Below are 23102 nucleotides of genomic sequence, written 5' to 3'. Positions count from 1 at the left end.
ATGATTATGGATTCCCTTCTCGATTTCGGCACGGTGGCGCTGTCTTCGGGCGGCAATCTGCCCAACGTCGTCAACGTCAAGACGCCCGGCGACGCCATCGGCGACGAACTGTATTTCCACATGCAGACCTGCGGCTCCGAAGTCCCCGCGGGCGGCACCGGCGCGACGGTGAAGCTGCAGACGGCCGACGCCGAGAATTTTTCCGGCGCGGTCGATCTCATCACCGGAACGGTCAAGCTCGAGGCCGGCAAGATGCGGTTCTGCGCGCGCATGCCGCTGGGCTGCCGCAAGTACCTGCGCGCCGTGATCACGCCGCAGGGCTCGTTCAGCGCCGGCAAGGCGACGGCGTTCCTCGCGCACGGGCCGCAGCACAGCTACAAGGACCTGAAATAGATGCGGTACCGCGCGGAGCGCGACTGCACGGACTTCGACGGGCGGTTCTACGCCCGCGGTCAGGAGGCCGACCTGTCGCCGGAAACGGCCCATTCCGACCACTTGATCCCTCTGGAAACCGACCCCGCTCCGGAACCGGAAGAAACAGAAACGGAATCGGAAGAAAAGGAAGCCGCGCCCAAAAAGGCGCGCAGGAAGACGAAGCAGGCGGGGGCGTAAGCCCTCGCCTCGTTTGTCCGCAAAGGAGGATCGGCGATGCAGTCGCAAATATCCATCTGCAACAGGGCGCTGGCCCACATGGGGCAGACCCGGTTCATCCGCGCCCTGGACGAGGCCAGCGAAGAGGCGGAGACGCTGCGCCTGCACTACGACCCCGTGCGGCGGGCGCTGCTGTCCGACCGCGTCTGGCGCTTCGCGACGATGCTGTCGCCCCTGCCGGAGCTGACGACGCCGGTTCCCGGCTGGGAACGCGCTTACGCGCTCCCGGCAGGGTGCCTGCGCGTGATCGCCGTGACGCCGGCGACGGCCCCCGACGATCTGGGCGCGGCGTTCGAGACGGCGAGGCTGCCGTCGGGGCGGGCGATCCTCGCGAACGTGCCGAACGCGCTGTGCCGGTACGTGTGCGACGTGACCGACCCGACGGAGTTCCCGCCGCTGTTCGCGGACGCGCTCTCGTGGCGTCTGGCGCTGGAGATCAGCACGCCGCTGACGACGAAGTCGGGTCTGCGCGATCATCTGGCGGCGCACTACATGGAGGCGCTGCGCCGGGCCGTGGACGCCGACGCAGCGGAAGCGTCGATCCCGCTGCCCGAGTGGGGCGACGAGTACATCAAAGCGAGGGCGTAGCATGAGCCTGTATCCGATCCAGCCGTCGTTCGCCGGCGGGGAGCTGTCGCCGTCCCTGTGGGGACGCGTCGATCTGAACAAATATGCCGTGGGGCTGAGACGGCTGGAAAACTTCGTCGTCCATCCCCACGGCGGCGTAAGCCGGCGTCCGGGCATGCGCTTCGTCGCCGAGGCGAAGGGCAAATGCCGCCTCGTGGCGTTCCAGTACAATGCCGAGCAAAATTACATCCTGGAATTCGGGAACAAATACGCGCGCTTTTTCAAGGACGGCCAGCCCGTCATGAAAGGGGCTGTCCCCTACGAAGTCGCCACGCCCTACGCGGCGGCCGAGCTGGACGCGCTGAAATTCACACAGAGCGCCGACGTGCTGTTCATCTGCCACGGAGGGCACGCTCCCATGGAGCTGGCGCGCTATTCCGACGCCAACTGGAAGTTGTCGGAATTCCGCTTCAAGAACGGCCCCTTCCGGGTCCGGCAGGAGGGACAGGAGAAGATCAGCATCGACGTTTCCGGCGTTTCCGGCAACATCGAGATGACGGCCGACACGCCGCTGTTCGTGCCCGGCCACGCCGGCTGCCTCTGGGCCATCACTCAGCAGGTGCCGGAACGCCAGATCAGATACTCGCAGCCGACGACGCTGAACGCCGTGACGCTGACGGGGACGCGCATGCACGAGGTCTACGGCACGGGGACCGTGGTGCGCAAATACCGCAGCGCCGGCGACGATTATGAAGAGATCGTGCCCGTCAAATATTACAACAGTTATCTGCTGCTCCCATCCAGCAGCGCGACGGGGATAAAAATCGGCACGTCGGTCAGGCTCCCTCAGCAAAGCTCTCTTTTCGCGCCGCAAGGGGTCCTCGGTTCGGTCACGGACCTTGTGACCGCGGGCGCGCAGGTCAAGGTCTACCTGTCGCCGTGGCAGGGGCTGTCCTGCGGGGCCAACGACGAACTCGCATCCGTGTCCGCGTCCGTCGATTTTTATATCGATAACGCCGCCGAGGTGTGGTCGAAGGAGATCACGGTCTACAAGTCGTGGCGTCTTGAGACGAACGGCTTCTGGCACGGGACGCTGCTGCTCCAGCGTTACGACGAGGACGAGTCGGCCTGGGTGACGGTCAAGACCTACGTCTCGCCCAACAGCGCCCGAAGCGCCAAAAATTTCGCCGATTCCGGCGAGTTCGACGAACCGACGCGGCTGCGGGTGTACAGCACCAGCTTCACTCCGTTCGTGCCCAAGGACAACGAGGAAACGGACAAGGGGTACGTGCGGCTGATCGCGAACGCCTGCACGCACCGCGGGCTGGTTAAAACGACCGGCTACGTCAACGGCAAAAAAATGTCGGCGAGGGTGCTGCGCCGCCTGTACAGCACCAGCGCTACGCGGAACTGGGAAGAAGGCGCGTGGAGCGCCGCCAGCGGCTGGCCGCAGGTCTGCGGGTTCTACCAGGAGCGCATGATCTTCGGCGCGACCTTCGCGGAGCCCATGACAGTGTGGATGAGCAAGACCGGGGATTACTACGACTTCGGCACGTCAAGTCCCGTCGTGGATGACGACGGCGTGTCGCTGACGCTGGCCGCGCGTCAGGTCAACGCGGTCAAGGCGTTTGTGACGCTGTCCGACCTGCTGCTTCTGACGTCCGGCAGCGAGTGGAAGATTACCGCCGGGGCCAAGACCGACGCGATCACGCCGACATCGGTGTCCGTGTCGGCGCAGGGTTACCGCGGCATCTCCGAAATCGAACCGGTCGTCATCGGCAGCACCGTCCTGTTCGTACAGGGACATGGCGCCCGCGTGCGCGACCTGGGGTATACTTTCGAGAGCGATACGTACACCGGCAGCGACCTGACGGTCATGGCGTCGCATCTGTTCGAAGGGCATACGATCGCCGATCTGACCTACCAGCAGGAGCCGGATTCGGTCTGCTGGGTCGTGCGCGACGATGGCGCGCTGCTGGCGCTGACCTATTTGCGCGAGCACGACGTGATCGCCTGGGGGCGTCATCCCACGGACGGCAAGGTCGAGAGCGTCGCGGTCCTGCCCGCTCCCGGCGGCGACGTCGTCTATCTGTGCGTGCTGCGCCACGGGAAACGCTGCATCGAGACGATGACGCCCGTTCCCGCAACCGGCGCCGCGGAGGCGTTCTTTGTCGATTCCGGCGCGACGGTCCGCGGTTCGAACGTGACCGCCGTGACCGGGCTCGAGCGCCTGAACGGCTGCACGGTGACAATCGTCGCCGACGGTTCGCTGCGCAATCCGCAGGTTGTCGCGAACGGGCGCGTAACGGTGTCCCCGGCGGCTTCGGTCGTCCACGTGGGGCTGCCGTACGCCTCGAAGCTGGAGACGCTCGACCTCAATTTCGCCCGCGGCGACGGCGCGCAGTTGACGCGCAAGGTACGGCTGGCGGCGGCGACGATCCGCGTCGAGAGCACGCGCCACCTGTTCGCGGGCACGGACGAGGAACATCTGCGCGAGTACATCGACCGCACGGGCGAGCCGTACAACAGCCCGACGCGTCTGTCGACGGGCGACTGGCGGGTTACGCTCGATTCGCGTTACGATTCGGGGCGTCTCGTGATCGTCGCGCCCGGGGCGATGCCCGCCTCGATCGTCGCCATCGTGCCGGAGGCCGATCCCGGTGACTGACCTGCGTCTGGTCCCGGCCACGCGCGGGCTGTGCGAGGCCGTAGCCGCCCGGCTGCGCCCGGAAGAGTGCGTCGAGGTCAGGGCGGCCTCGGACGATTCCCCGCTCGAGGCGGTGCTGCGCGGCTATCTCGATTCCGACCTGTGCCGCGTGGCGATGCTGGGGGCGGAACCGCTCTGCATCTGGGGCGTGCGCCGCGAGAACTGGTACTGGCGCCGCGTCTGGCTGCTGGGCACGGACGCCGTGCCGGAACACCGGATGACCTTCCTGCGCGCGTCGCGGCGGTTTTTGCCGCGGGTGCTCGAGCGGTTTCCCCACCTGCGCAACTGGTGCGACGCGTCGTATGTAAAGAGCTTGCAGTGGCTGAGGTGGCTCGGCTTCACGATCTACCCGGCGGAAGCGTACGGCCCCCAGGGGCTGCCGTTCTGCCGGCTGGAAATACATTTGAACGGAGATGAGAACGCATGGGCGGAATGAGTTTGATCGGTCTGGCCCTGTCGGCGGCCGCGCCGATCGTGTCCGGCGTCATGCAGCGGAACGCCGCCAAAACAGCCGCCGCTCAGGCGCGCGAGACGGCCGCCGCTCAGGCGCGGATCGCCGAACAGAACCGCGGCCTGGCGCGGGACGAGGCGGAAGCGACGTCGAAGGCCGGCGCGGAGGAAGAACAAAAGCTGCGCGACCGTGTCCGCGCCACGCTGGCGTCGCAGAACGCGCAGTACGGCGCCGCGGGGCTGTCTCTGGCGTCCGGTTCGCCGTTCCACGTGGGGGCGTCCACGCTGGAAGAGGGCGAAGCCGACGTCGGTACGCTGCGCGAGAACTACGCGCGCAAGAAGTTCAGCCTCGTCAACCAGGCGCAGCAGTACGGCGCGCAGGGACGTTACGCCCTGATCGAAGGCGACGCTAAGGCGCGGGCTTACGAGGCGCAGGGCAGGGCCGCCCTGACCGGCGGGCTGCTGCAGAGCGCCGGTTTCGTGGCCGGCAAGTGGGGCGACATGCTCGGGAGCCGCCCCCCTTCCGGCGGCGTCGTCGGCTCCCCGAACGCCGGAAATTTCTACGGCTACGGCCCCATGAGCGGCGCGAACGCCGGGCGGACGCTGCTGAAACCGCAAGGCTGGTACAAAGACTTTCGCCTGAAATGGGGGCGGTAGGCCATGAGAGTACCGGAGTACAGGCGGCAAATTGCGGACGTCGTCCCCTCGACGCGAATCAAAGCCGACGTCCCCGACCTCGCCGCCGACACGTACAAGGTGGAAGCCGCGGGGGCCAAAGCCGTCGGCGAAGGGCTGAACGCCCTGCGCGTCGGTCTCGAAGCGCAGCGGGAGAAGCAGGATCAGTATCAGCTGGCCAGTGCCGTGAACGAGTTCCGCCGCGCCAACACGGAATATCTGCACGCCCGCGACGGCGGCGTGTTCTCCAAGAAGGGCGGCCAGGTGTTCGGAATTTCCGAACAGTATGACCGGCACGCTCAGGAGACGATGGAGGACATCGCCGCGCGCTACAAGATGAACGACCGCGTGCGGCAGGCCTTTATCGGCGCGACCAACGCCCTGCGCGATTCTTCGCTGTCGTCGGTGATGCGCTACGAGCAGCGCGAGACCGACGCCGCCTGCGAGCTGGAATGGAAGACCATGGCCAGCGAGAGCTTAAGCAACGCCGCGCTGTGCTATAACGACGACGCGGCGTTCGACGAGGAGCTGGACATTGGCATGGGCGCGGTCGCCCAGCAGTTCGCGCCCTATGGCGACGAAGTGGTCGGCCGAAAGCTGAAGGAGTTCGCCAGCAAGTGCCAGACTTCTCGCGTCGCCGCCATGCTCGAAGACGATCCCCGCGCCGCCGAAGCGTACCTGAAAAAACACAAGGGCGAGTTCGCCGGCGCGGATTTCCTCAAGGTGAAAAAGGCCGTCGAAGACCGCGTGGACGTGATCGAGGTGCAGGAGACGACGGACGGGCTGGCGCGCCGCTTTTGTTCCGAATCCGCCGCGCTTGCGCACGTACGCAAGCATTACGAAGGCGACATGGAGAACAAGCTCGTCGTGGCGGTCAAAGCGCGGTTCGGGGAAATGCGCATCGCCCGGAACGACGCGGAGAAAGCCGTGACGCGGCAGCAGAACGGCGCTTTCGCAACTCTGAGAGAGGAATACTGGGACAACGGCAAAACCGTCCCGCAGTCGCGGCTTGAAACGATGTACCGCAGCGGGCGGCTTTCCGATTCCGGGTACGCCTCCGCGCTGAACTACAACCGGTCCCTGATCGACCGCGCCGGGAAAGTGCGCTGGGCGCAGGACCACATCGAAAACTGGGGCGCTCTGCCGCTGGAACAGCAGGACGCCAGGATACAGGAGCTCTTCGGCTACACGCGGCAGGAACGCGAGGACTATGCCAAAGCGTTTCATCAAAAGGCGCTTTTCGGCGAGCTTGGCGAAGACGACATCAAGCTTGGGTACAACTACGGATTGCTCAATTCGCGCGAGAAGGCCAAGGCCGAAGCAGCGCTGAAAGGCGTCAAGGCCGCCGACAAGGCGGCGTTCGCGCTCGAACAGAAGCGCGTCAACGCGCTGTTGAAAAGAGCGGGGCTCGACGCCGACGCCCGCATGGAGATCGAGAAACAGGCCGCCGCGGGGATCGCCGAGCTGAACCCGACCGAGCCCGATTACCGGGAAAACGGACAGCGGATCATCATCGACGCCGCGGCTTCGGCTCTGGCGGAACGGAATTTCCGTCCCTGGTACAAATTGGGGCTGGGGGGCAAGAAGTTCGACGATAAACTGCGCGAACTGAACTCCCGCGCCGGGGAAGCGAAGCCCGACGAGAAGAACGCGGCGCTGGGCGACGCGCTGAGCTTCCTGCTGCCGCAGGACGCCGCCCCCACGCCCGGCAAGGACTCCAAAGTCTTCGCCGACGCCGTGTCCGCGCTGGGCGCCGAATCGACGCCCAAAAAGAAAACGCCCCCGCCGCCCGATCGGGACGACGAGGACGAAGACAACACAAGCATCAGCTTATCGCGGTAGAGAAAGGACGAGAGCGCCATGCCGGAGTTAAATTACGTTTCCTCGCCGGAATACGACGAGCACATCAAAAAGCAGAATTTGCAGGATGACGGCAGCGGCCTCGGCGTTCCCGCTTTCGACCCTCTGGCAAACCGCTATCCGGCGCTGAAAGAGCAGATCGGCCAGTGGCGCGGGCAGGGTATGAGCGACGCCGACATCGACAACGGCCTGGCCGAACAGGAACGGGAACTGCGCCTGTCCGGCAAAAAGAAACCCGCCGAGGTCGACGCCCTGTTCGGACGCACGGAGTACACGCGCGGGCTGGACAAAAGCTGGCTGCTCCGCAACAAGATCGGCACGATCGCGCAGATCACCGGCGAGTCCGAAGCCGACGTGAAAGCCCGGACGATCGACGCATTCAAGCTGGGGATCCCCGCCAGCACGGCCATCGAGCATCCGGAGATTCACAAGCGGCTGGTCGGCGAATACGGCACGCGGCTGGAGAGCAATCCGATCGCCGCCTTCTGGGACGCCGCCGTCGGCGAAGCGCAAAACGGCGAACAGGCGGCGCTGCTGGGCGGCTACATCAAAAAACTGACGGCCGGGCCGCTTTTGCCCGAAGACCAGCAAAGGCTCGTCGCCGACGTGCGGTCCTACCGGGAGCGCCTGGCGGTACAGCAGAGCGTGGAGCCCGACGGGTTTCTCGCCTACATCGCCAAGAATACGGGCGAGCTGGTGGGGCAGCAGATTCCGGGGATCTCCGCGGGGCTGAAAAAATACGGACTGCCCATGGCCGCCGCGGGCGTCGCGACGGCGCTGGCGATCCCCACGGGCGGGCTGTCTCTGGCCGGAGCGGGGGCGGCGCTCACCCCGGCGCTTGTCGGCGCGGCGGCCACCGCCGCGGGAACCGCAGGAGCCTACGAGGACATGATGAACCGCGAGGCGCTGGAAACGTTCCTCGAACTGATGCGGGACCCCAAGAACCAGACGCCCGAAGGACAGGTCCAGGCGGCGCGCCTCGCCATGGCCAAGGGCATGATCAACGCCTATATCGAGCTGGGTACGCTGGGGAACATCGGGAGGATGCTCAACATCCCCGGCATGAAGACGATCGGCCTGCTGCCCGACAAGGTCAAGAGCGCGTTCACGCGCTTCCTGGGCAGCCCCGCCGCCCGAAGCGGCCCCACGGCGGCGAACTTCCTGAAACGGTACGCGGGGACCTACCTTAAAAACGTGAGTGCCGAATCGTTCGAGGAAGTGGAACAGGCGTTCGTGGGCGACGCGTTTTTGAACTTCGCCCGTTCCCTGAACGGCGACCAGTCGCTCGGCGAGGCGATGGGCAATCTGTTTTCCGCCGACGAGCTGCGCTCTCTGGGGCTCGTCTACGGCCAGTCCGCGGCGTCGTTCGCTTCGGGCATGCTGCCGGGCGGGCTCGTCCGCGCCGGAGCCGGGCTGATGGGCCTGCGCGCCTACAACAAAACCCCGCAGGGGAAGCTGCACAAGGCTCTGTCCGAACGCCGGGATTTGCAGGGCGAAGGCGACGTCGTCTTCCTGCCGCGGGAAGTCCTTCAGACCTTTAATCAGTCCGCGGTCCCAGCCGGCGGCGAAGCGCCCGCGACGCCGGGCATCGAAGAAACGCTCGGCGTGACCGACGCCGATTTCGTCGAATCGACGGGAGAAGTCATGATCCCCCGCGAAAAATACGAAGAGGCGGTCCGGGAAAACCCCGCGCTCAAAGCGGCGACGGAAATTCACGCCCGCTACGGAGCCGAAGGACGCACCGTCGCCGAGACGGTGGCGGCCATCCGCGACAACGCCAGCGACCCCCTCAACGCCGACACTCCATTCGCCAAGTCGGCGCGCGACGTGCGAGACCGGAAGATTCAGGCGCTCAAGGACGCGGGGTACGACGACCAGGCTGCCGAAGCCGGCGGCTACGTCTGGGCGAAGTACGCGCTGCGCCGCGCCTGCGCGCTGGGAGAAAACGAACTGGGCGTCCTGAGACCTGACGCCCTGACGCCCGCGGAACTGGACAAACTGGAGATCGAGGGCGAACGAGCGGCGGCACAGGCTGAAACGCCACAAAAGAAGAGCTCGAAGCACCGGAATTTCGAACTGGGCGCCGAAGTCGAAGGCGCGCTCCGGGAATTGAGGAATTTTGCTCCCGGCGGCGTGCACGATCAGGCAGCGATAGACGAGATCAAACGCCAAGGCCGGCTGAAACGGGATCGCGTCGCCTGGAGCCGGGCCGTGGATAGATTCGTCGCCGGAGAAATGGGCTCGCATGACTTCGCCCGTGTGATGGATATGCCGCTCGCGTTGCAATTGGCAGGCGCGCCGGTTCGGGAGATCGTCGCAGATCATAAATTCTTCGGGCATACGCTTCGAGGAAAACATTCGGCGCAGATCACTCCGGCTTTGATGAAAAAACTGGTGACGTCCTTAGCCGACCCCATCATGGTGTTCGATTCGGACAGCCATCCGGGAACGTCTCTCGTGGCAATGCTGGAACTTCAGGATAATCAGGGAGCGACGGTAGTCGTTCCCGTCCGTCTGCAAATGAACCCCGGTGACCCAAAATCCCCGGCAAAGATTACGTCTTTCTACGGGAAGGGGAACGCTGATACGAGGACCCCAAGCAATCGCTGGTTTGTTAATCAGATCAAGAAAGGTAACCTCAGATATATCAACACAAAAAAAGCACCCGCTGGAGTAGTGCCGGAGGGCTCCAATTGCCCAAAGTCCTTGCTCCAACGGGTTCTTTTAAGGACAGTATAAAGACCGAAGCCGATCTTGTCAAGCTGCGAAAAGAAAACGGGAACCGGTTCTATCAGGATCGGGCTCCCGACGGCACGCAGAAGGAAAGAGCGAGGATTATCGAAGCCGCCAAAGCGAACGGCACGTACCTGAAAACGCCTTACGGGACGGAGACCAATCTCACGCCGGAACAATGGGTTCTTGTGCGCACGAAGCAGTTCAAGGAATGGTTCGGGGACTGGGAGCACGATCCCGAGAACGCCTCGAAAGTGTTGGACGGGAACGGTGAGCCGCTGGTTGTGTACCACAGCAGCACGAACACGGGGTTCTCGACTTTCAGCACAGCCGGGTCAGCGGCTTATCCCGGGACAGGAGCGTTCTTCTCGGGGCGAAAAGACGTAGCCGCGACGTATTCCGGAAGCGACGAGCTTGTTTCGCGGGAGCCCGGGACTTCCGAACCGGCTCTCTCCGGCGAGGGGGTTTATCCCGTCTTCTTGAATCTCCGCAATCCCTATCGCATTGACGCCGAAGGCAAAGACTGGACGAACGTCGGCGAGATCAGCGTTTACGACAACGAGACCGGCGAAAGCGTTTACGAACGCGACGGCGAGCCGTTCAGGACGCCCCGCGAAGCGGAAGAATACATCGAGCGGGATCTGGATGACTATTCCGGGCGTTACGAGGTGTCGTATCCCGCCGAGATGACCACCAACGAGATCGCTCAGAGTGTCGGGGAGGGAAACTACGGCGACGGATTCGACGGCGTGATCTTCGAGAATGTCGTCGATGAGGGGCACTGGGGCAGCGTCGACGCCCCGGGCGACGTATATGTCGCGTACGCGCCGAATCAGATCAAGGCCGTCGACAACCGAGGCACGTTCGACGCGAGCGGGAATATCTATAACCAATCTGCCTGGCACGGTTCGCCGCACCAGTTTGAAAGCTTCGACCTCGGCGCGATCGGCACGGGGGAGGGCGGGCAAACGCACGGCTGGGGGCTGTATTTCGCACGGGACCGGAACATAGCCGCCGGGTATCGCGAAAGGCTGGGAAGAGTAAGCAAGCAAGCGACCGTCGACTATGATGCGGTTGAAGAGTACAAAGCGCGTCATGGTGAAGGAACGCCTGAGCGCAGGGCACTTGAGACAGTCCTTAAAATATTTCGCGACCTGGGCGGCGAAAGAGGGGGAGAAGACTCTGCCGTAGCTTATGAAAATACTCAAGCTAAAATCGGCGAACGGCGAATAGATGTCGAAGGGAGAATCGCGGATCTCGAGAGCCTAAAAAAACGGGCAAGTCTATCGACGAGGACTATTTGTCGAGGCTGAAAGCCGAACGGGAACAGATCAAACTGGAAGAAACGGCACTGGACAAGTTCTTTAGCGTAGACTGGGCCAATTCCGGGAGCTTGTTCGAGGTGGACGTGCCGGAAAACGACATGCTGCTGGACGAGGATAAATCACTTGCCGAGCACTCGTGCAAAGTTCGAAAAGCGATTCGCAAAATTGTTCAGAACATGACGGATGACCAGTTTGAAGACGTTGGCGAAGACATACACCGTATCGGGCGAACAAACGCGATTTCTCATTTCTGGCAGCTCCTGTCTGGCGGCAGCGGGAAACAGGTGTACGGTACTTTGATCGATATTTTGGGAGGAGCTCGCGAAGCTTCTCTTGCCCTCAACGAAGCCGGCGTTAAAGGCATCACTTACGACGGATACCAGGACGGCCGCTGTTTCGTGGTGTTCGACGACAAGGCGATCAGCGTCATCAACCGCTTCAACCAAAGGGAGAACACGATTCGCCGCGGACAGATCCGCATCGGCTCGCATGGAGAGGGGCTGGTCACGCTCTTCAAGAACGCCGACCGCTCCACATTCTTCCACGAGATCGGGCACATGATGCTGGACGACCTGATCGCCGACGGGCTGCTTGAAAAGGCGAACGCGCGGACCAAGGCCGACCTCGAAACGGTCAGGAAATATCTGGGCATCGAAGACCTGAACCTGTCGAAGCGGCACACGTTCACCGGCGCGGAAAAAGCGCGCTACGCCGAGGCGCAGGAACGCTTTGCCCGTTCATTTGAAGCCTACCTGATGGAAGGCAAACCGCCGACGCCGGAAATGAAGGGCGTGTTCGCGCGCGTCAGGCAGTGGCTGATCGACATCTATCACGACCTGTCGCGGCTGGACGTGGAGCTTTCGCCGGAAGTTCGCGACGTGTTCGACCACCTGCTGGCGACGCCGGACGAGATCGACGCCGCGCGCAAAACCGTCAACGAGCTGGCGCTGGAAGAGAGTCTGCTCAAACAGCGTCTCGAAGAGCTGGAAGGGCAGGAAGACCTTCTTCCCGACGAGGAATATGAAAAGGGTTACCGGAAAGGTTTCAGGAAGGGCGTCACGGCCGGCCGGAAGCGGGAGATCGAGGCGCGCCGCGCCAAGGCGCAGGCTCTGAAAGCCGCCCAGGCCAAGCGGCGGGCGGAGCGCAACGAGATCAACGACGCGGTGAAGTACATGAAGCGCGCCGTTGGAATGAAGTCGCTTTCGTGGCGCATGCAGCAGGCGATCCGGCAGAAGCTGGAACAGTACACGCTGAAGCGCCCGAACAAAAAGCGCCTCGAAGCGGCGCGCGAACTGCTGGAGTACATCGAGCAGACGCCCGACGCCGAGCTGGAGCAGTTCAACCCGGCGGATCAACGCTATATCCGCATGCTGGAGACGACGACGCTGGGCGACATGACGCTGGCCGACGTCCGCGCCCTGCGGCAGGAGATCGAGAACCTGGTCAACCAGGGGCGCGAGGAATTCGACCGCTGGGAGGCCGAACGGAACAGCCGCCGCGAGAAATGGTTCGCCGCTCTGAACGACGATCTCGACAAGACGAAGCGAGCGAAAGACGCCGGCGGCATCGTCACCAACTCCGCCGACATCGGCAAGCAGTACGACGGCGCTGGGGGCAAGGCCGCCAAGGTGAAAGACTGGGTTTATGCCAACACGCTGGGGGCGAACCGGTTCTTCGACTGGCTGGGCGGCGGGGATGGCAATTACAAGTCTGCCTGGACGCGGCTCTTCGTGGACGAGGTCAACACGGCGTTCGACGAGGAGCTGCGGCATGTGCAGGAGCGCCACCTCGCCATGGAAGAGAAGATGAAGGATCTGGGCATCACCGCGGCCGACCTGAACAAAAAGGTGCGCATCCGCGGCGAAGCGTACAGCAAAGACATGCTGCTGCACGTCTACGCTGGTCTTCAGAACGAAAACAGCCGCGCCGCGATCCTCTACGGCAACATGCGCGCCACGTGGCTGAAAGAAGGCGAAGAGGGCGTGCAGCGCCTGGCGGCGGAGTGCGTGGGGGCATTGAGCGAGAACGAGAAGAAACTCGCCCGCGCCGTCATGCGGGACTTCGACGAGAACTTCGGCCGTATCAACGACGCCTGCATCGAGGCCTACAACATGGGCATGGAGCAGGAGAAGAACTACACGCCGATGTCGCGGTTGGAGTTCGCCGGGCAGTCGCTCAACAACTTGTTCGACATCGACGAAGCCGCCATGATGAAGGGCCAACAGCAGACCGCGGGCGCGGCCCGCGCCCATCTGGAAAAGGGATTCATGCAGAACCGCATCAAAGACCTCGCGCCGGAGAACCAGAAAGCCATCGAGCTGGGACTGATGAGCGTCTGGCACGATCAGGTCGAGACGCAGGAGCACACTGCCGCCTACGCGAAACTGGCGGGGGATCTCCACTCCGTGCTCATGAAGCGCGACAAATCCACAGGCCGCACGCTGGGGGCCGAGGTCAACGACCGCTTCGGGCACGACGCCGTCGCCAATCTGCGCGAGTATACGAACATCGCCGTGCAGGGACAGAACGTCACCGCCAACGCCGTGATGAACGGCGTGTCCAGCTACTTCGGGCGAAACATGGCCGTGGCCTACCTGTGTCTGAATCTGGGCACGGTACTGAAACAGCTCACGTCGATCCCGCGCTTTCTGATCTCCGCCAACTACGGGCATCTGATGACGTCGATCGCGCGCTTCGCGGCGCATCCGCGGGCCATGCTCGAGAAAGTCTACGCGCTCGACCCGCAGATGAAAAACCGCGCGCCCGACGCGTTCATGAACGTGCTCCGCGGCGCCAGGGCGAAGGAGACGAACGCCGCCAAGCTCAAATACCTGAACGCTCTCGAAACGATGATGAAGCCGATCAGTTTCGCCGACCGGCTCGTGTCGTCGATCGGCTGGTGGGCGACGTATCAGAGTAATCTCAAAAACGGCCTGTCGAAAGAGGCGGCCGTGCGCGAGGCCCAGCGCGCCGTGGCGCTGACGCAGCAGACGCCGCTGGCCAAGGACATGCCGCGGCTCTGGAATCAGCAGGGCGTCGCGCGGCTGATGATGATCTTCACATCGGACATGGCCAACACGTGGGGCATGACCGTTTACGACCTGACGCACACGAAAGACGGCAAAAAGGTCCTGTCCACCGTCACGGCGCTGGCTATGACCGCGGTGCTGATGGGATTCGCCGAAGGCGGCCCCGACGATGACGACGACTGGATCACGTGGATGCTGCACAAGTTCGCCGACCAGCAGATCAGCGCCGCGCCTCTGGTCGGCAAGGAGATCATGTCGGCGTTGAACGTCTTCATGGGCGACGGGTACAATCAGGCGACGTACAGCAGCCTCGCCGCGCCGTTCGTGAAGCTGACGCAGGGCTTGGGCGGGATGGCCGCCGCCGATTCCGGCAAAGTTTACGGCGACGGCTCCACGAAGTTCGAGCACTCGACGTTCAAGGCCCTCGAAGGCACGTCCTTACTGACGCCGTTCCCGTTCACGGCGGCGAACCGCATCCGTCGCATCGTCAGGGCGGACGACGCCGGCGAGGCGGCGCGCATCCTGTTCGGCATGAGGATCGGAAAGAAATAGCGTACAAAGGCGGCCCCGCGCGGCCGTCTTATTTTACGGAGGTGAGGCAATGACTGTAGCGACGAACGTCAACAAGATCACGTACCAGGCGAACGGGGCGGTCACGAAATGGCCGTTCAACTTTCCGGTGCTGAACGCGTCGCATCTGAAAGTAATCGTGACCGACCCGGCGGGGGAAGAGACGACGCTGGAGAGCAACTATTACGTCGATCTCCAGACGTCGGCGGTCACCTATCCGGTCACGGGGGCGCCGCTGGCGGCGGGAAACAAGATCACGCTGCTGCGTCTGCTCCCCGCGGTGCAGAACATCGATCTGGAGAACCAGGGGCCGTTCGAGGCCGAAACGCTGGAACGCGGCTACGACTATCTGACCATGCTCGTGCAGCAGCTGGATGAGCGCACGCACCGCGCCATCCTGGGGCCGGTGGCCGGGGACGACCCGCCCGCCGACATGGTGAGCAAGCTGCTGGCGGCCTCGGCGCGGGCGCAGGCGGCGGAGCGGGGCGCCCAAGCTTTGCTGAAGGCGATCCAGAAGCTTTACGACGACTACCAGAAAGAAATCGCCTTCAACGGCGCGGAAATCGGTACTCCGAAGATCTTCAAGGAAGGCGAGCAGTCCGACGGCTATCTGCTGATGAACGGCTCTCCCTACGACACGACCGATTACGTCGATCTGGCCGACGTCCTCGGTACGGCCAACCTGCCGGACTGGACGGACGATCCCTCGATCCCAGCGGGCTGGAAGTGGTACATCAAAGGCAAGCACGCCGCCAACGTGGTCGGTCAGATCAAGCGGCTGCGCATCGTAGTGCACAATCTCCCGGCCGGGCAGTCGGCCTACTGCACATTCGATGCCTCGCAGACGCTGATGGACTTGTACATCCCTCAAGGCATCCAAGGCATCCAGGGCCCCGTCGGCCCCGCAGGCCCCACCGGGCCCCAAGGGCCGCAGGGCGAACAGGGCCCGCGTGGTATTCAAGGGCCGCAGGGCGAGCAGGGAATTCGCGGCCCCGAAGGCGCGCAGGGCGTCAAGGGCGACACCGGCGAACAGGGGCCGAGAGGCTTTCAGGGCGAGCGGGGGCCTCAAGGCATCGCCGGTCCGCAGGGGCCTACGGGGCTGCAGGGCCCGCGGGGGCCGCAGGGCGAAGTCGGCCCCAGAGGCCCGCAGGGCGAAAAAGGCGAAAAGGGGGACCGCGGCATCCCCGGCCCGGAAGGACTGAAAGGCCCCACGGGCGATAAAGGCCCCACCGGAGACGCCCCTGTGGGGCTGTGCTTCGGGAATTTCCAGTACAACAACGACGGGCACCTGCTGTTTTCCGTTTACGGCCTCGAAGAAGGCAGCAACACCGTCGCCAGCTTCGACCACCGCGGGCACGTGATCATGGCGATCACGTCCGACATCTAGGAGGTAACGCATGTCTATCGTCAAAACGATCGATCTCGGCCCCGCGCGGGCCGTCTACAAGGGCGCGTGGGACGCCGAAGCCCTCTACGAATACAACAACATGGTGCGCCACGGCGGGAGCCTGTGGTGCTACGTCTCGACCGACGAAATCGTCGGCGACGAGCCACGTCCTGCCGAAGGCGACGAAACGACGTCCGTTTCCGGCCGCTGGATCGTCGTCGGCGGCAAGGGCGAAAAAGGAGACCCGGGCGAGCGAGGCCTTCAGGGCGTCGCAGGCATCAACGGCCTCGACGGCGCGCAGGGGCCGCAGGGCGAAACGGGGCTCACCGGCCCCGAAGGGCCGCAGGGAATACCGGGACCTCCCGGTATTCAAGGCCCCCGCGGTACCGCTCCCGATCACGAATGGAGCGGCTCCAGACTGCGCTGGAAGAACCCCGACGGCACTTGGTCTGAGTGGGCCGACCTCAAAGGCCCCCAAGGCGTCACCGGCCCCGAAGGCCCCGTCGGCGAACAGGGTCCAATAGGCCCCAAAGGCGAGACCGGGCCGACCGGGCCGCAAGGCCCCAAGGGGGACACGGGCGCAACTGGTCCCGCCGGCCCGAAGGGCGCGACAGGCAACACCGGCGCGACCGGAGCCGCGGCCACCATCCAAATCGGCACAGTAACGACAGGAGCGGCAGGCAGCAACGCGGCGGTCAACAACTCCGGCAACACCCAGAACGCCGTGCTGAACTTCGTCATCCCCCGCGGCGCGACCGGGGCGAAAGGCGCGCAAGGCCCAAAGGGCGCTACGGGGGAGCAGGGCCCTGTCGGCGTCTTCCGCATCGGTTCGGTGACGACGCTTGCCCCCGGAGCCAACGCTACCGTAGCGCTTTCCGGAAACGGCACAAACGGTTCTCCGTACTACTTCGCGTTTGGAATCCCGCGGGGTCCCCAAGGCCCCTCAGGCTCATCTGGCGGTGGCTATACCGGGTGTTCCTGCGATGAGGCATAAAGGATGGAGGAGAAAAAATGAGATGCGAAATTCGACTTTCAAGCTACACCGACTGGGCTAGCGAAACAGAACGCTGCCTGCGCGACGGGCAGAGTGTTGTCCTTGTCCCCGATGATGCAGAAGCGCCGAATTGGGGGCTGCGCGAAATCCTCAATCTTGCGCTGGGATTGTTCCGATTGGATCGCTCGTGTCCTGAATGGCGCGGCGGCGTCTCTTTCGGTGAGCTCAAGTGTGACGAAAGGCCAGTTTTAAACCTGTATCGCTCGATGACAGGAGGTGTCGCCCATGGCGCTTAGTTTTATCGAACTCTTGAACCGGTACAACTACCCTAAGACCATCGCCAAATTCGAGAACATCAAAGCTTACCAGAGCGGGGAATACACGGCCGTTCTCGGCGAAAACACGATAGAACCCGACGTTTTGACGCATGATGACCAATTCGTTTACGACAAAAACAACACCGTCGTCGGCCATTACCACAACGGCGTCTACGTCAGCTTGTTCTACTGGGGGCAAGGAATCAACGACGAATACCTCGACACGCCCATCGAAGGAAAAATTGTCTACGCGCCGCTGGTGGGTTCCGGCGAGTACCTCCCCACGGGGGTTCGGAAATACCTCGTCTACGATGAGGTACCTCCGGCAGCGCAGCCCGAAAATTACGCGCTGAGCTACAAGCGCGTGTTCTTCGGCGGCGAAAAGACACTTGCCGACCTCTACAAGAACGCTTTCAAGTACCAGTATCTCCGCGACAACGACAGCTTTATGGCGCTGAACGAGCACGGCGTCACGGAACACATGCTCGAAGTGGTGAAAGAAACGATCACGCTGCGCGAGTACGGTTCGCTCTATTCCCGCATCGAGAAGCTGTCTATTATTCTGTGCTATATACTTGGTCGCATCCAGACGCTGCTCCCCGAAGACGAACGGGCGCAGCTGAACGATCTTCTCGCTGTCAGCGTCCCCCTCGGCGACGTCGCCCTCGCCGGGCACGACGTGGCGGGGATCCGAGAGATCGCGCTCGCGGCGCAGCAGGGCGTCGAGGCGTTGCGGTCGTACACGGTCAACGAAAACGCCCATCTCGTCGTGTAAATGCGGACCTACCTCGTTTTCACGAATTTCGACTGTAACCTGCGGTGTTCTTATTGTTACCAGTGCAAAAAATGGAACGACGTATTCGACCCGGAACGGGCCTGCCGTTATGTTTCGAGCAGACTCCACGAGGACAACCCGCGTGACGAGGACATACTCGTCTACTGCATCGGCGGCGAAGCGCTATTGTACCCCGAAAAACTGGACGAGCTTTTCACGCGTCTTACGCCAGTTATCGAAGAGTTCCACTGCCGCCCGCAATTCAAAATACAGACTAACGGCACGCTGGTTTCGGGAGAGCGCCAGAAAGCGCTCATCGAAAAATACCGGGGCAATATCCGTTTCGGTTTCTCTATCGACGGATGTAAAGCGCGGCACGACAAAAATCGGTGCGGCAGCTTCGACGCTGCGGTCGCGGGGCTGAGAACTGCGCAGACGCTTCTCCCCAAAGAACGCTTTTCCGTCAAGGCGACATTCACGCCCGAAGACATCCCGGACTACGCCGAAAACGTCGTCTTCCTGCTCGGACTCGGCGTCGAGACGGTCGTTTCAAATTTCACGGTGCAGGATCCGATACCGATGGAACTCGCGCCCACCCTTGCGGAACAAATGTGTCTTGTCGTCGATTGGATGGAAGCGCATCCGGAATGCGCGATCTGGCAGGAGCTTCTCCCCCCTCCCGACCGCGTCGCACACGGCTGCGGCATAGGCGAAACGGCGCGCTGTCAAACGCCCGACGGCACAGAGTACCCGTGTATCCAGTTCGCCTGCAACAAAAGACAGCCGTCGAAAAACTGGCGGGTAGAAGCGCGCATGGCCCCGCACACGTGCCGCGAATGCGTGTTGTACCGCGAGTGCAACCCGTGCTACGCCTACACGCGTGGCGATACGGCTCACGTAAGGCCGTGGTGCGCGTACACATGGGCGCGCGCAGTGGCGCGCATATACCATTCATTGAAAGAAAGGAAAACGACATGGCATTCGTAACCTATAAAGACAGCTACGATAACGACATCAAAGCCTACGACAAAGTAAAAGTCGCCGGGCACGAAGTTGAAAATAACTCTAGGGAATGGCTGTTCGACATTTTTCTTGGCATGGACGAGCTGACAGGGACAGGCGCGCCCTACCGCTGCGCTTCGGGGTATTACCCCGTCTGCGTGCGTATCGACGCGCAAGGTGAACTGAACATACCGGCGCTTCGCCTGGATGCGCTGAAAACGCAGCGCATCCAGCTGATCGAAAGCCACGCGGCGCGACAAGCGACAGAGATCGACGAGATGCTTCTGATGCTTGCCCCCGGTCCCGAAGCAGCCCCCGAAGATACCATCGGAGTCGTCGCTTCGTTGTGCGCGCACCTGAACGACGGCCCCCAGACGCCCGAGGAACAAACCGCACTCGATAATCTGGTAAACACCTATAACACCTTCTCCGGTGCGACCCTTCCCCAGAGCTGCGGGATGAACCTCTTTATTTTCGTGCTAAATCTAATCGATTCCCAACGTGCCCAGATCGCCGCCGACAAAGCGCTGCACATAGCCGCCGTGCAGGCCGCGACGACGGAAGCGGAAGTGAACGCCGTACCTTGTATCTGGACACCCCACGACACCCCCGTCTTCGACCCCGACACGACATATACCTATACGCCTACGCCGCAGGAGCCGTAAAGGAGAACTAAAACGCAACAAGGACGCCCTCACGCGGGAGCGTCCTTGTTGATCGGCGCTGTCTAGCGCGCCAGTTTATACAACATGTACTGGTTGAGGCTGACTCCCTCGACGGCGGCGGCGTCTTTCAACGTCTTATGCAGGCTGCGCGGGATCCGCAGCACAATGCGCCCGCTGTACTCGTCGAGCTGCAGCTTCAGTTCCTCCAAGGCAATGGTCGTCCCGTCGTCCATGGCCTCCGCGGCGTCCAGCGACGCCCGTTCTTCAGGCGTCAGTTCCTCGGCGGGCTGCGCGTCGATGCGCGCTATGCGGCGCCGGATATCTTCCATTCCGAGTCCTTTTTTCATCGTGCGGCCTCCTTGTATTTGATATCGATTCGAGTGTTGATTTCGATGACGGTGATAACGATTTCGCTCTTGCGCCATTCAAAGATGATGCGGAAAGGCGGCGTTTTGTAGCGGTATAGATTTTTCGTGCCCGCCAGCCTGCGAATGTCGCCCTTGAATTCCGAGACTTCGTCGAGGGCGGCATACAGCTTCGTTCTCGTTTTTTCGTCGAGCTTTTTGAGGTATTTTTGCGGTTGCTTTTTGAGCAGTATCTCCATGCTGCCGCCTCCCTTGCTGATGTAATAGTATCATATATGGTACTAAAAGTCAAGGGCGAGTTTGGTTTCTACAGAATATGACTGAGGTGATTTTATGTCCGAAAAACTATCGGAGCATTTCAGCCGGGAGGAGTGCGCGTGCCGCGATCACTGCGGTTTCGACACGCCCGATCCGCGGCTGCTGGAACTGGCGGAGAAGGTTAGGACAATCCTGAAAGAACCAATGCACGTTCACAGCGTGTGCCGCTGCAAGGCGCGCAACACCAGGCAGGGCGGTTCGCCGACGTCGAAACATCTGAAGGGGCAGGCGATGGATTTCCATTGTGAACGCCTGTCGCCGCTGGCAGTCTACAACGCCATCGCCAAGGCGTGGTACGACGGACGGCTGCCCGAGCTGGGCGGCGTCGGGCTCTATGATTGGGGCGTGCACATCGATGTCGCCAAAGCGCCGGATGGGCATTTGAGAAAGTGGGATTTGCGAAAAAGGAGATAGTCAATGCCGGGAGAGGAACAGCACGAGCGGACGTTGATCGACATCGCCATGACGGGAGGTGTGGGAGCGATGCTGGCCATGATTTTTCAAGGAGTACGCGCCGGTCGTGAGCATCTCGGAGAGCCGTTCGACGGCTGGCGTTTTACAGTGGGGCTGATCAGCGCCGGGGCGATCGGCGCGATTGTCGCCTGGGGGCTTGACAGCCTGGGGGTGAGCAAGCAGCTGTCTGCGGTCATCATCTCCATGTGCGGCTACGTTGGCGGCCCTCTTTTGGACATCTGCTATACCGAGATCCAGGAGACGCTGCAGGCCGCGTTCGACGGTCTGCAAAAGTGGCTGTCGGAGGGGAAGTGGGATCGCCGTGGGCACGATGAGTAAGTTACGCGAATTCAAAATTGGATTCTTGTAGGAATGCTTCCGGGATATTCATAAACGTGTTAATACTTGACACTATGTAAAAACATGTTTATAATGTGTCCTGAAAGCGAGGTGATATACACATGGCAAAGCGAGGCGAAGAGGAAAACTCAAGGGGAAGAAAAACCTTCACCACGACGATTAATTCTGAAAAGCTACTGCCTTTCAAGATTAAGTGCGTGGAGTTGGGGCTTCCCATGAACACCGTGCTTGAGAATTTTATGGAACGCTTTGCCGCCGGTACATTAAAATTTGAACCTGCGGACAAATAGCAAAAACCCCGCGCATCTGCAAAATCTTCTCGGCAGAAGACAGATGAACGGGGTCCCAGAACCACAGAGGTTCCATGGAGATTATATCACAATCTTCTATCCTCTGTGGATGAGCCATTATTCATGGAGGTAAAAAATGCTCGCACCACTACCGAAACTCTACGGCAACCTCTTCGAGAATATTTTTCTGCCCCCCTTGAATCATCTTTAATCATATGGTATCATCGTGAATAAGGAAGGAGGGCGAGAAATGGATAAACTTCTCACAGTAAAGGAGGTTGCCGAAATCATTGGAGTTCACATTGACACCGTGAGGATATGGCTGCGTACAGGCCGAATGAAAGGCGTAAAGTTCGGGAAGGCGTGGCGCATTCCTGAAAGCGAACTCAAAAAAGGCAACCCCGAATAACCATCAAGTCTTTGGCCGGACTTGGTTATTCGGGGCCCCAGAACCACAGAGGTTCCATGGAGATTATACCACAATCTTCTGCCCTCTGTGGATGAGCGATTATTCATGGAGGTAAAAACATGCTCGCACCATTACCGAAACTCTACGGCAAGGACCATCTGTTCAACCAGCTCCCCAATGAGGCCGTTCGGGCCATGGCGATTCGCGAAGCGCTGGCGCTCTGGAATCAGGGGCTTCACAGGTTCCCCGAAGGCGTCGACCGGAGATGGAAGTACGGCGACAATCTGTTCGTGGCGTATCTGTACATCGCCGACCTGATCAAGCACAACTGCGAGGTCAGTCTCGAATCGCTGGAGTCGATGTTCAACAACTGGTCGAATCAGGAAGTGACCTACGGCTTCTTCGCCCGGCCGGTCGCGCCCGAAAGCTCCACCCTCGGCGTGACGCTCTGGAAGGGCGAAGCCCGCGTCGGCAGCATGGACGTGTCCAAGTATTTCGAGAAGGAACATAAAAATGTGATGCGAGATATTAAAGAGCTGGACTGTTCCTTTGATTTTCAAAAGCTCAATTTTGAGCTCTTGTCCCGAACCGTTGAAGTTGCTAACGGCGCGCAAAAAGAAGTTCCCTACTACATGATGACCCGCGACGGGTTCACGTTCCTCGTGATGGGCTACACGGGCAAGAAAGCGGCGGCGTTCAAAGAAGCCTACATCAAGGCCTTCAACGCCATGGAAGAGATCATCCGCGGGCATTCCGACCGCGTGGTCGAGATCGAAGTGGATCACGAGGCCGAACGCCTCGAACTGCTGCGCCGCAATCTGGCGCTGCTGGAGGGGATGAAGAAGCCCGAATCAATCCTGACCAAAGGGCCTGAGAAGCTGCCGGAAAGCGCGCCGCGGAAGGAAGACCAGCTGGCGCTGCCTCTGCCGGGAAAGAAGGCGCGACGGCGTCGGCGCTGTTACCGCTTCGTCCCTCCGGCGCGCGGCTACTACACCGCCACGCAGCTGGCGGAAGAGTTCGAGACGAGCCGGGGATACATCGGTAAAGTCGCGCTCCGCTACCGGCTGAAAGCGCCCAAGGGCGAACGCAACGAGTTCGGCTATTGGTACGCCGACCAGAGGGGCAAAAATGAATCCCGGCTGTGGGCGTACAGCGAGTTCGCCCGCGAGTGGATGAAGAAGTATTTCGAAGCGCTGTAAT

General features: G+C 61.8%; 23 protein-coding genes. 21 read left to right on the top strand and 2 right to left on the bottom strand.

Features of this window, described 5'->3' with window-relative positions:
* The 16 genes from RAH42_RS10665 to RAH42_RS10590 are packed head-to-tail and all read left to right on the top strand — an operon-like array spanning position 1 to position 19707.
* The gene (locus tag RAH42_RS10665) at positions 1-393 is read left to right on the top strand and encodes a hypothetical protein (RefSeq protein WP_317539464.1); all 393 of its coding nucleotides are present in this window, start codon (positions 1-3) and stop codon (positions 391-393) included.
* A complete protein-coding gene (locus tag RAH42_RS10660; RefSeq protein ID WP_317539463.1) occupies positions 394-612 on the top strand; it encodes a hypothetical protein in 219 nt (72 codons plus the stop codon).
* A 36-nt stretch (positions 613-648) separates the two neighbouring features.
* On the top strand, positions 649-1239 hold the full coding sequence (locus RAH42_RS10655) for a hypothetical protein (protein WP_317539462.1): 591 nt from the start codon (positions 649-651) through the stop codon (positions 1237-1239).
* A 1-nt stretch (position 1240) separates the two neighbouring features.
* Positions 1241-3886 (top strand): hypothetical protein, encoded by a 2646-nt coding sequence (locus tag RAH42_RS10650; protein ID WP_317539461.1) that lies wholly within the window; start codon positions 1241-1243, stop codon positions 3884-3886.
* Positions 3879-4361: a hypothetical protein gene (locus RAH42_RS10645; protein ID WP_317539460.1), complete on the top strand. Its 483-nt coding sequence runs from the start codon at positions 3879-3881 to the stop codon at positions 4359-4361. Before RAH42_RS10650 ends, RAH42_RS10645 begins: the two co-directional genes overlap by 8 nt.
* Positions 4349-5032: a hypothetical protein gene (locus tag RAH42_RS10640; RefSeq protein WP_317539459.1), complete on the top strand. Its 684-nt coding sequence runs from the start codon at positions 4349-4351 to the stop codon at positions 5030-5032. The genes RAH42_RS10645 and RAH42_RS10640 overlap by 13 nt, the downstream gene beginning before the upstream one ends.
* Positions 5033-5035: 3 nt before the next feature.
* Positions 5036-6892, top strand: coding sequence for a hypothetical protein (locus tag RAH42_RS10635; RefSeq protein ID WP_317539458.1), 1857 nt, complete (start codon positions 5036-5038; stop codon positions 6890-6892).
* An 18-nt stretch (positions 6893-6910) separates the two neighbouring features.
* On the top strand, positions 6911-9649 hold the full coding sequence (locus tag RAH42_RS10630; RefSeq protein ID WP_317539457.1) for a hypothetical protein: 2739 nt from the start codon (positions 6911-6913) through the stop codon (positions 9647-9649).
* Positions 9604-10956, top strand: a complete 1353-nt coding sequence (locus RAH42_RS10625) for a hypothetical protein (RefSeq protein WP_317539456.1) — start codon at positions 9604-9606, stop codon at positions 10954-10956. The genes RAH42_RS10630 and RAH42_RS10625 overlap by 46 nt, the downstream gene beginning before the upstream one ends.
* Positions 10944-14549 (top strand): hypothetical protein, encoded by a 3606-nt coding sequence (locus tag RAH42_RS10620; protein ID WP_317539455.1) that lies wholly within the window; start codon positions 10944-10946, stop codon positions 14547-14549. Before RAH42_RS10625 ends, RAH42_RS10620 begins: the two co-directional genes overlap by 13 nt.
* Positions 14550-14598: 49 nt before the next feature.
* Positions 14599-15954: a hypothetical protein gene (locus RAH42_RS10615; RefSeq protein ID WP_317539454.1), complete on the top strand. Its 1356-nt coding sequence runs from the start codon at positions 14599-14601 to the stop codon at positions 15952-15954.
* Positions 15955-15964: 10 nt separating this feature from the next.
* A complete protein-coding gene (locus RAH42_RS10610) occupies positions 15965-16948 on the top strand; it encodes a hypothetical protein (RefSeq protein ID WP_317539453.1) in 984 nt (327 codons plus the stop codon).
* A 17-nt stretch (positions 16949-16965) separates the two neighbouring features.
* Positions 16966-17244 carry a hypothetical protein gene (locus RAH42_RS10605; protein WP_317539452.1) on the top strand — a complete coding sequence of 93 codons (279 nt, stop codon included), beginning with the start codon at positions 16966-16968 and terminating at the stop codon, positions 17242-17244.
* Positions 17234-18040: a hypothetical protein gene (locus tag RAH42_RS10600; RefSeq protein WP_317539451.1), complete on the top strand. Its 807-nt coding sequence runs from the start codon at positions 17234-17236 to the stop codon at positions 18038-18040. Before RAH42_RS10605 ends, RAH42_RS10600 begins: the two co-directional genes overlap by 11 nt.
* Positions 18041-19027 carry a radical SAM protein gene (locus tag RAH42_RS10595; protein WP_317539450.1) on the top strand — a complete coding sequence of 329 codons (987 nt, stop codon included), beginning with the start codon at positions 18041-18043 and terminating at the stop codon, positions 19025-19027.
* Positions 19015-19707 (top strand): hypothetical protein, encoded by a 693-nt coding sequence (locus RAH42_RS10590; RefSeq protein WP_317539449.1) that lies wholly within the window; start codon positions 19015-19017, stop codon positions 19705-19707. Before RAH42_RS10595 ends, RAH42_RS10590 begins: the two co-directional genes overlap by 13 nt.
* Before the next feature lie 62 nt (positions 19708-19769).
* Here the strand turns inward: RAH42_RS10590 and RAH42_RS10585 are convergent, their stop codons facing one another.
* Complete coding sequence (locus RAH42_RS10585) at positions 19770-20054, bottom strand: toxin-antitoxin system HicB family antitoxin (protein ID WP_317539448.1); 285 nt, start codon at positions 20052-20054, stop codon at positions 19770-19772.
* Positions 20051-20311: a type II toxin-antitoxin system RelE/ParE family toxin gene (locus RAH42_RS10580; protein ID WP_317539447.1), complete on the bottom strand. Its 261-nt coding sequence runs from the start codon at positions 20309-20311 to the stop codon at positions 20051-20053. Before RAH42_RS10580 ends, RAH42_RS10585 begins: the two co-directional genes overlap by 4 nt.
* A 94-nt stretch (positions 20312-20405) precedes the next feature.
* Here RAH42_RS10580 and RAH42_RS10575 point away from each other — a divergent pair, with 94 nt between their 5' ends.
* From RAH42_RS10575 to RAH42_RS10555, 5 genes are all read left to right on the top strand, one after another.
* Positions 20406-20804: a D-Ala-D-Ala carboxypeptidase family metallohydrolase gene (locus RAH42_RS10575; protein ID WP_317539446.1), complete on the top strand. Its 399-nt coding sequence runs from the start codon at positions 20406-20408 to the stop codon at positions 20802-20804.
* A 3-nt stretch (positions 20805-20807) separates the two neighbouring features.
* On the top strand, positions 20808-21182 hold the full coding sequence (locus RAH42_RS10570; protein WP_317539445.1) for a hypothetical protein: 375 nt from the start codon (positions 20808-20810) through the stop codon (positions 21180-21182).
* A gap of 122 nt (positions 21183-21304) precedes the next feature.
* Positions 21305-21493, top strand: coding sequence for a hypothetical protein (locus RAH42_RS10565; protein ID WP_317539444.1), 189 nt, complete (start codon positions 21305-21307; stop codon positions 21491-21493).
* 250 nt (positions 21494-21743) lie between these two features.
* Positions 21744-21902, top strand: coding sequence for a helix-turn-helix domain-containing protein (locus RAH42_RS10560; protein ID WP_317539443.1), 159 nt, complete (start codon positions 21744-21746; stop codon positions 21900-21902).
* 119 nt (positions 21903-22021) lie between these two features.
* Entirely contained in the window at positions 22022-23101 is a 1080-nt protein-coding gene (locus tag RAH42_RS10555; protein WP_317539442.1) for a Rha family transcriptional regulator, read from the top strand.
* The last annotated feature ends 1 nt before the right edge of the window (position 23102 follow it).

Origin of the sequence: Pyramidobacter sp. YE332 (assembly GCF_033060595.1) — a bacterium.
GTDB lineage: Bacteria > Synergistota > Synergistia > Synergistales > Dethiosulfovibrionaceae > Pyramidobacter.
Note: the sequence above shows the minus strand (reverse complement) of the source record. Positions and strands in the feature narration are given on the sequence as shown.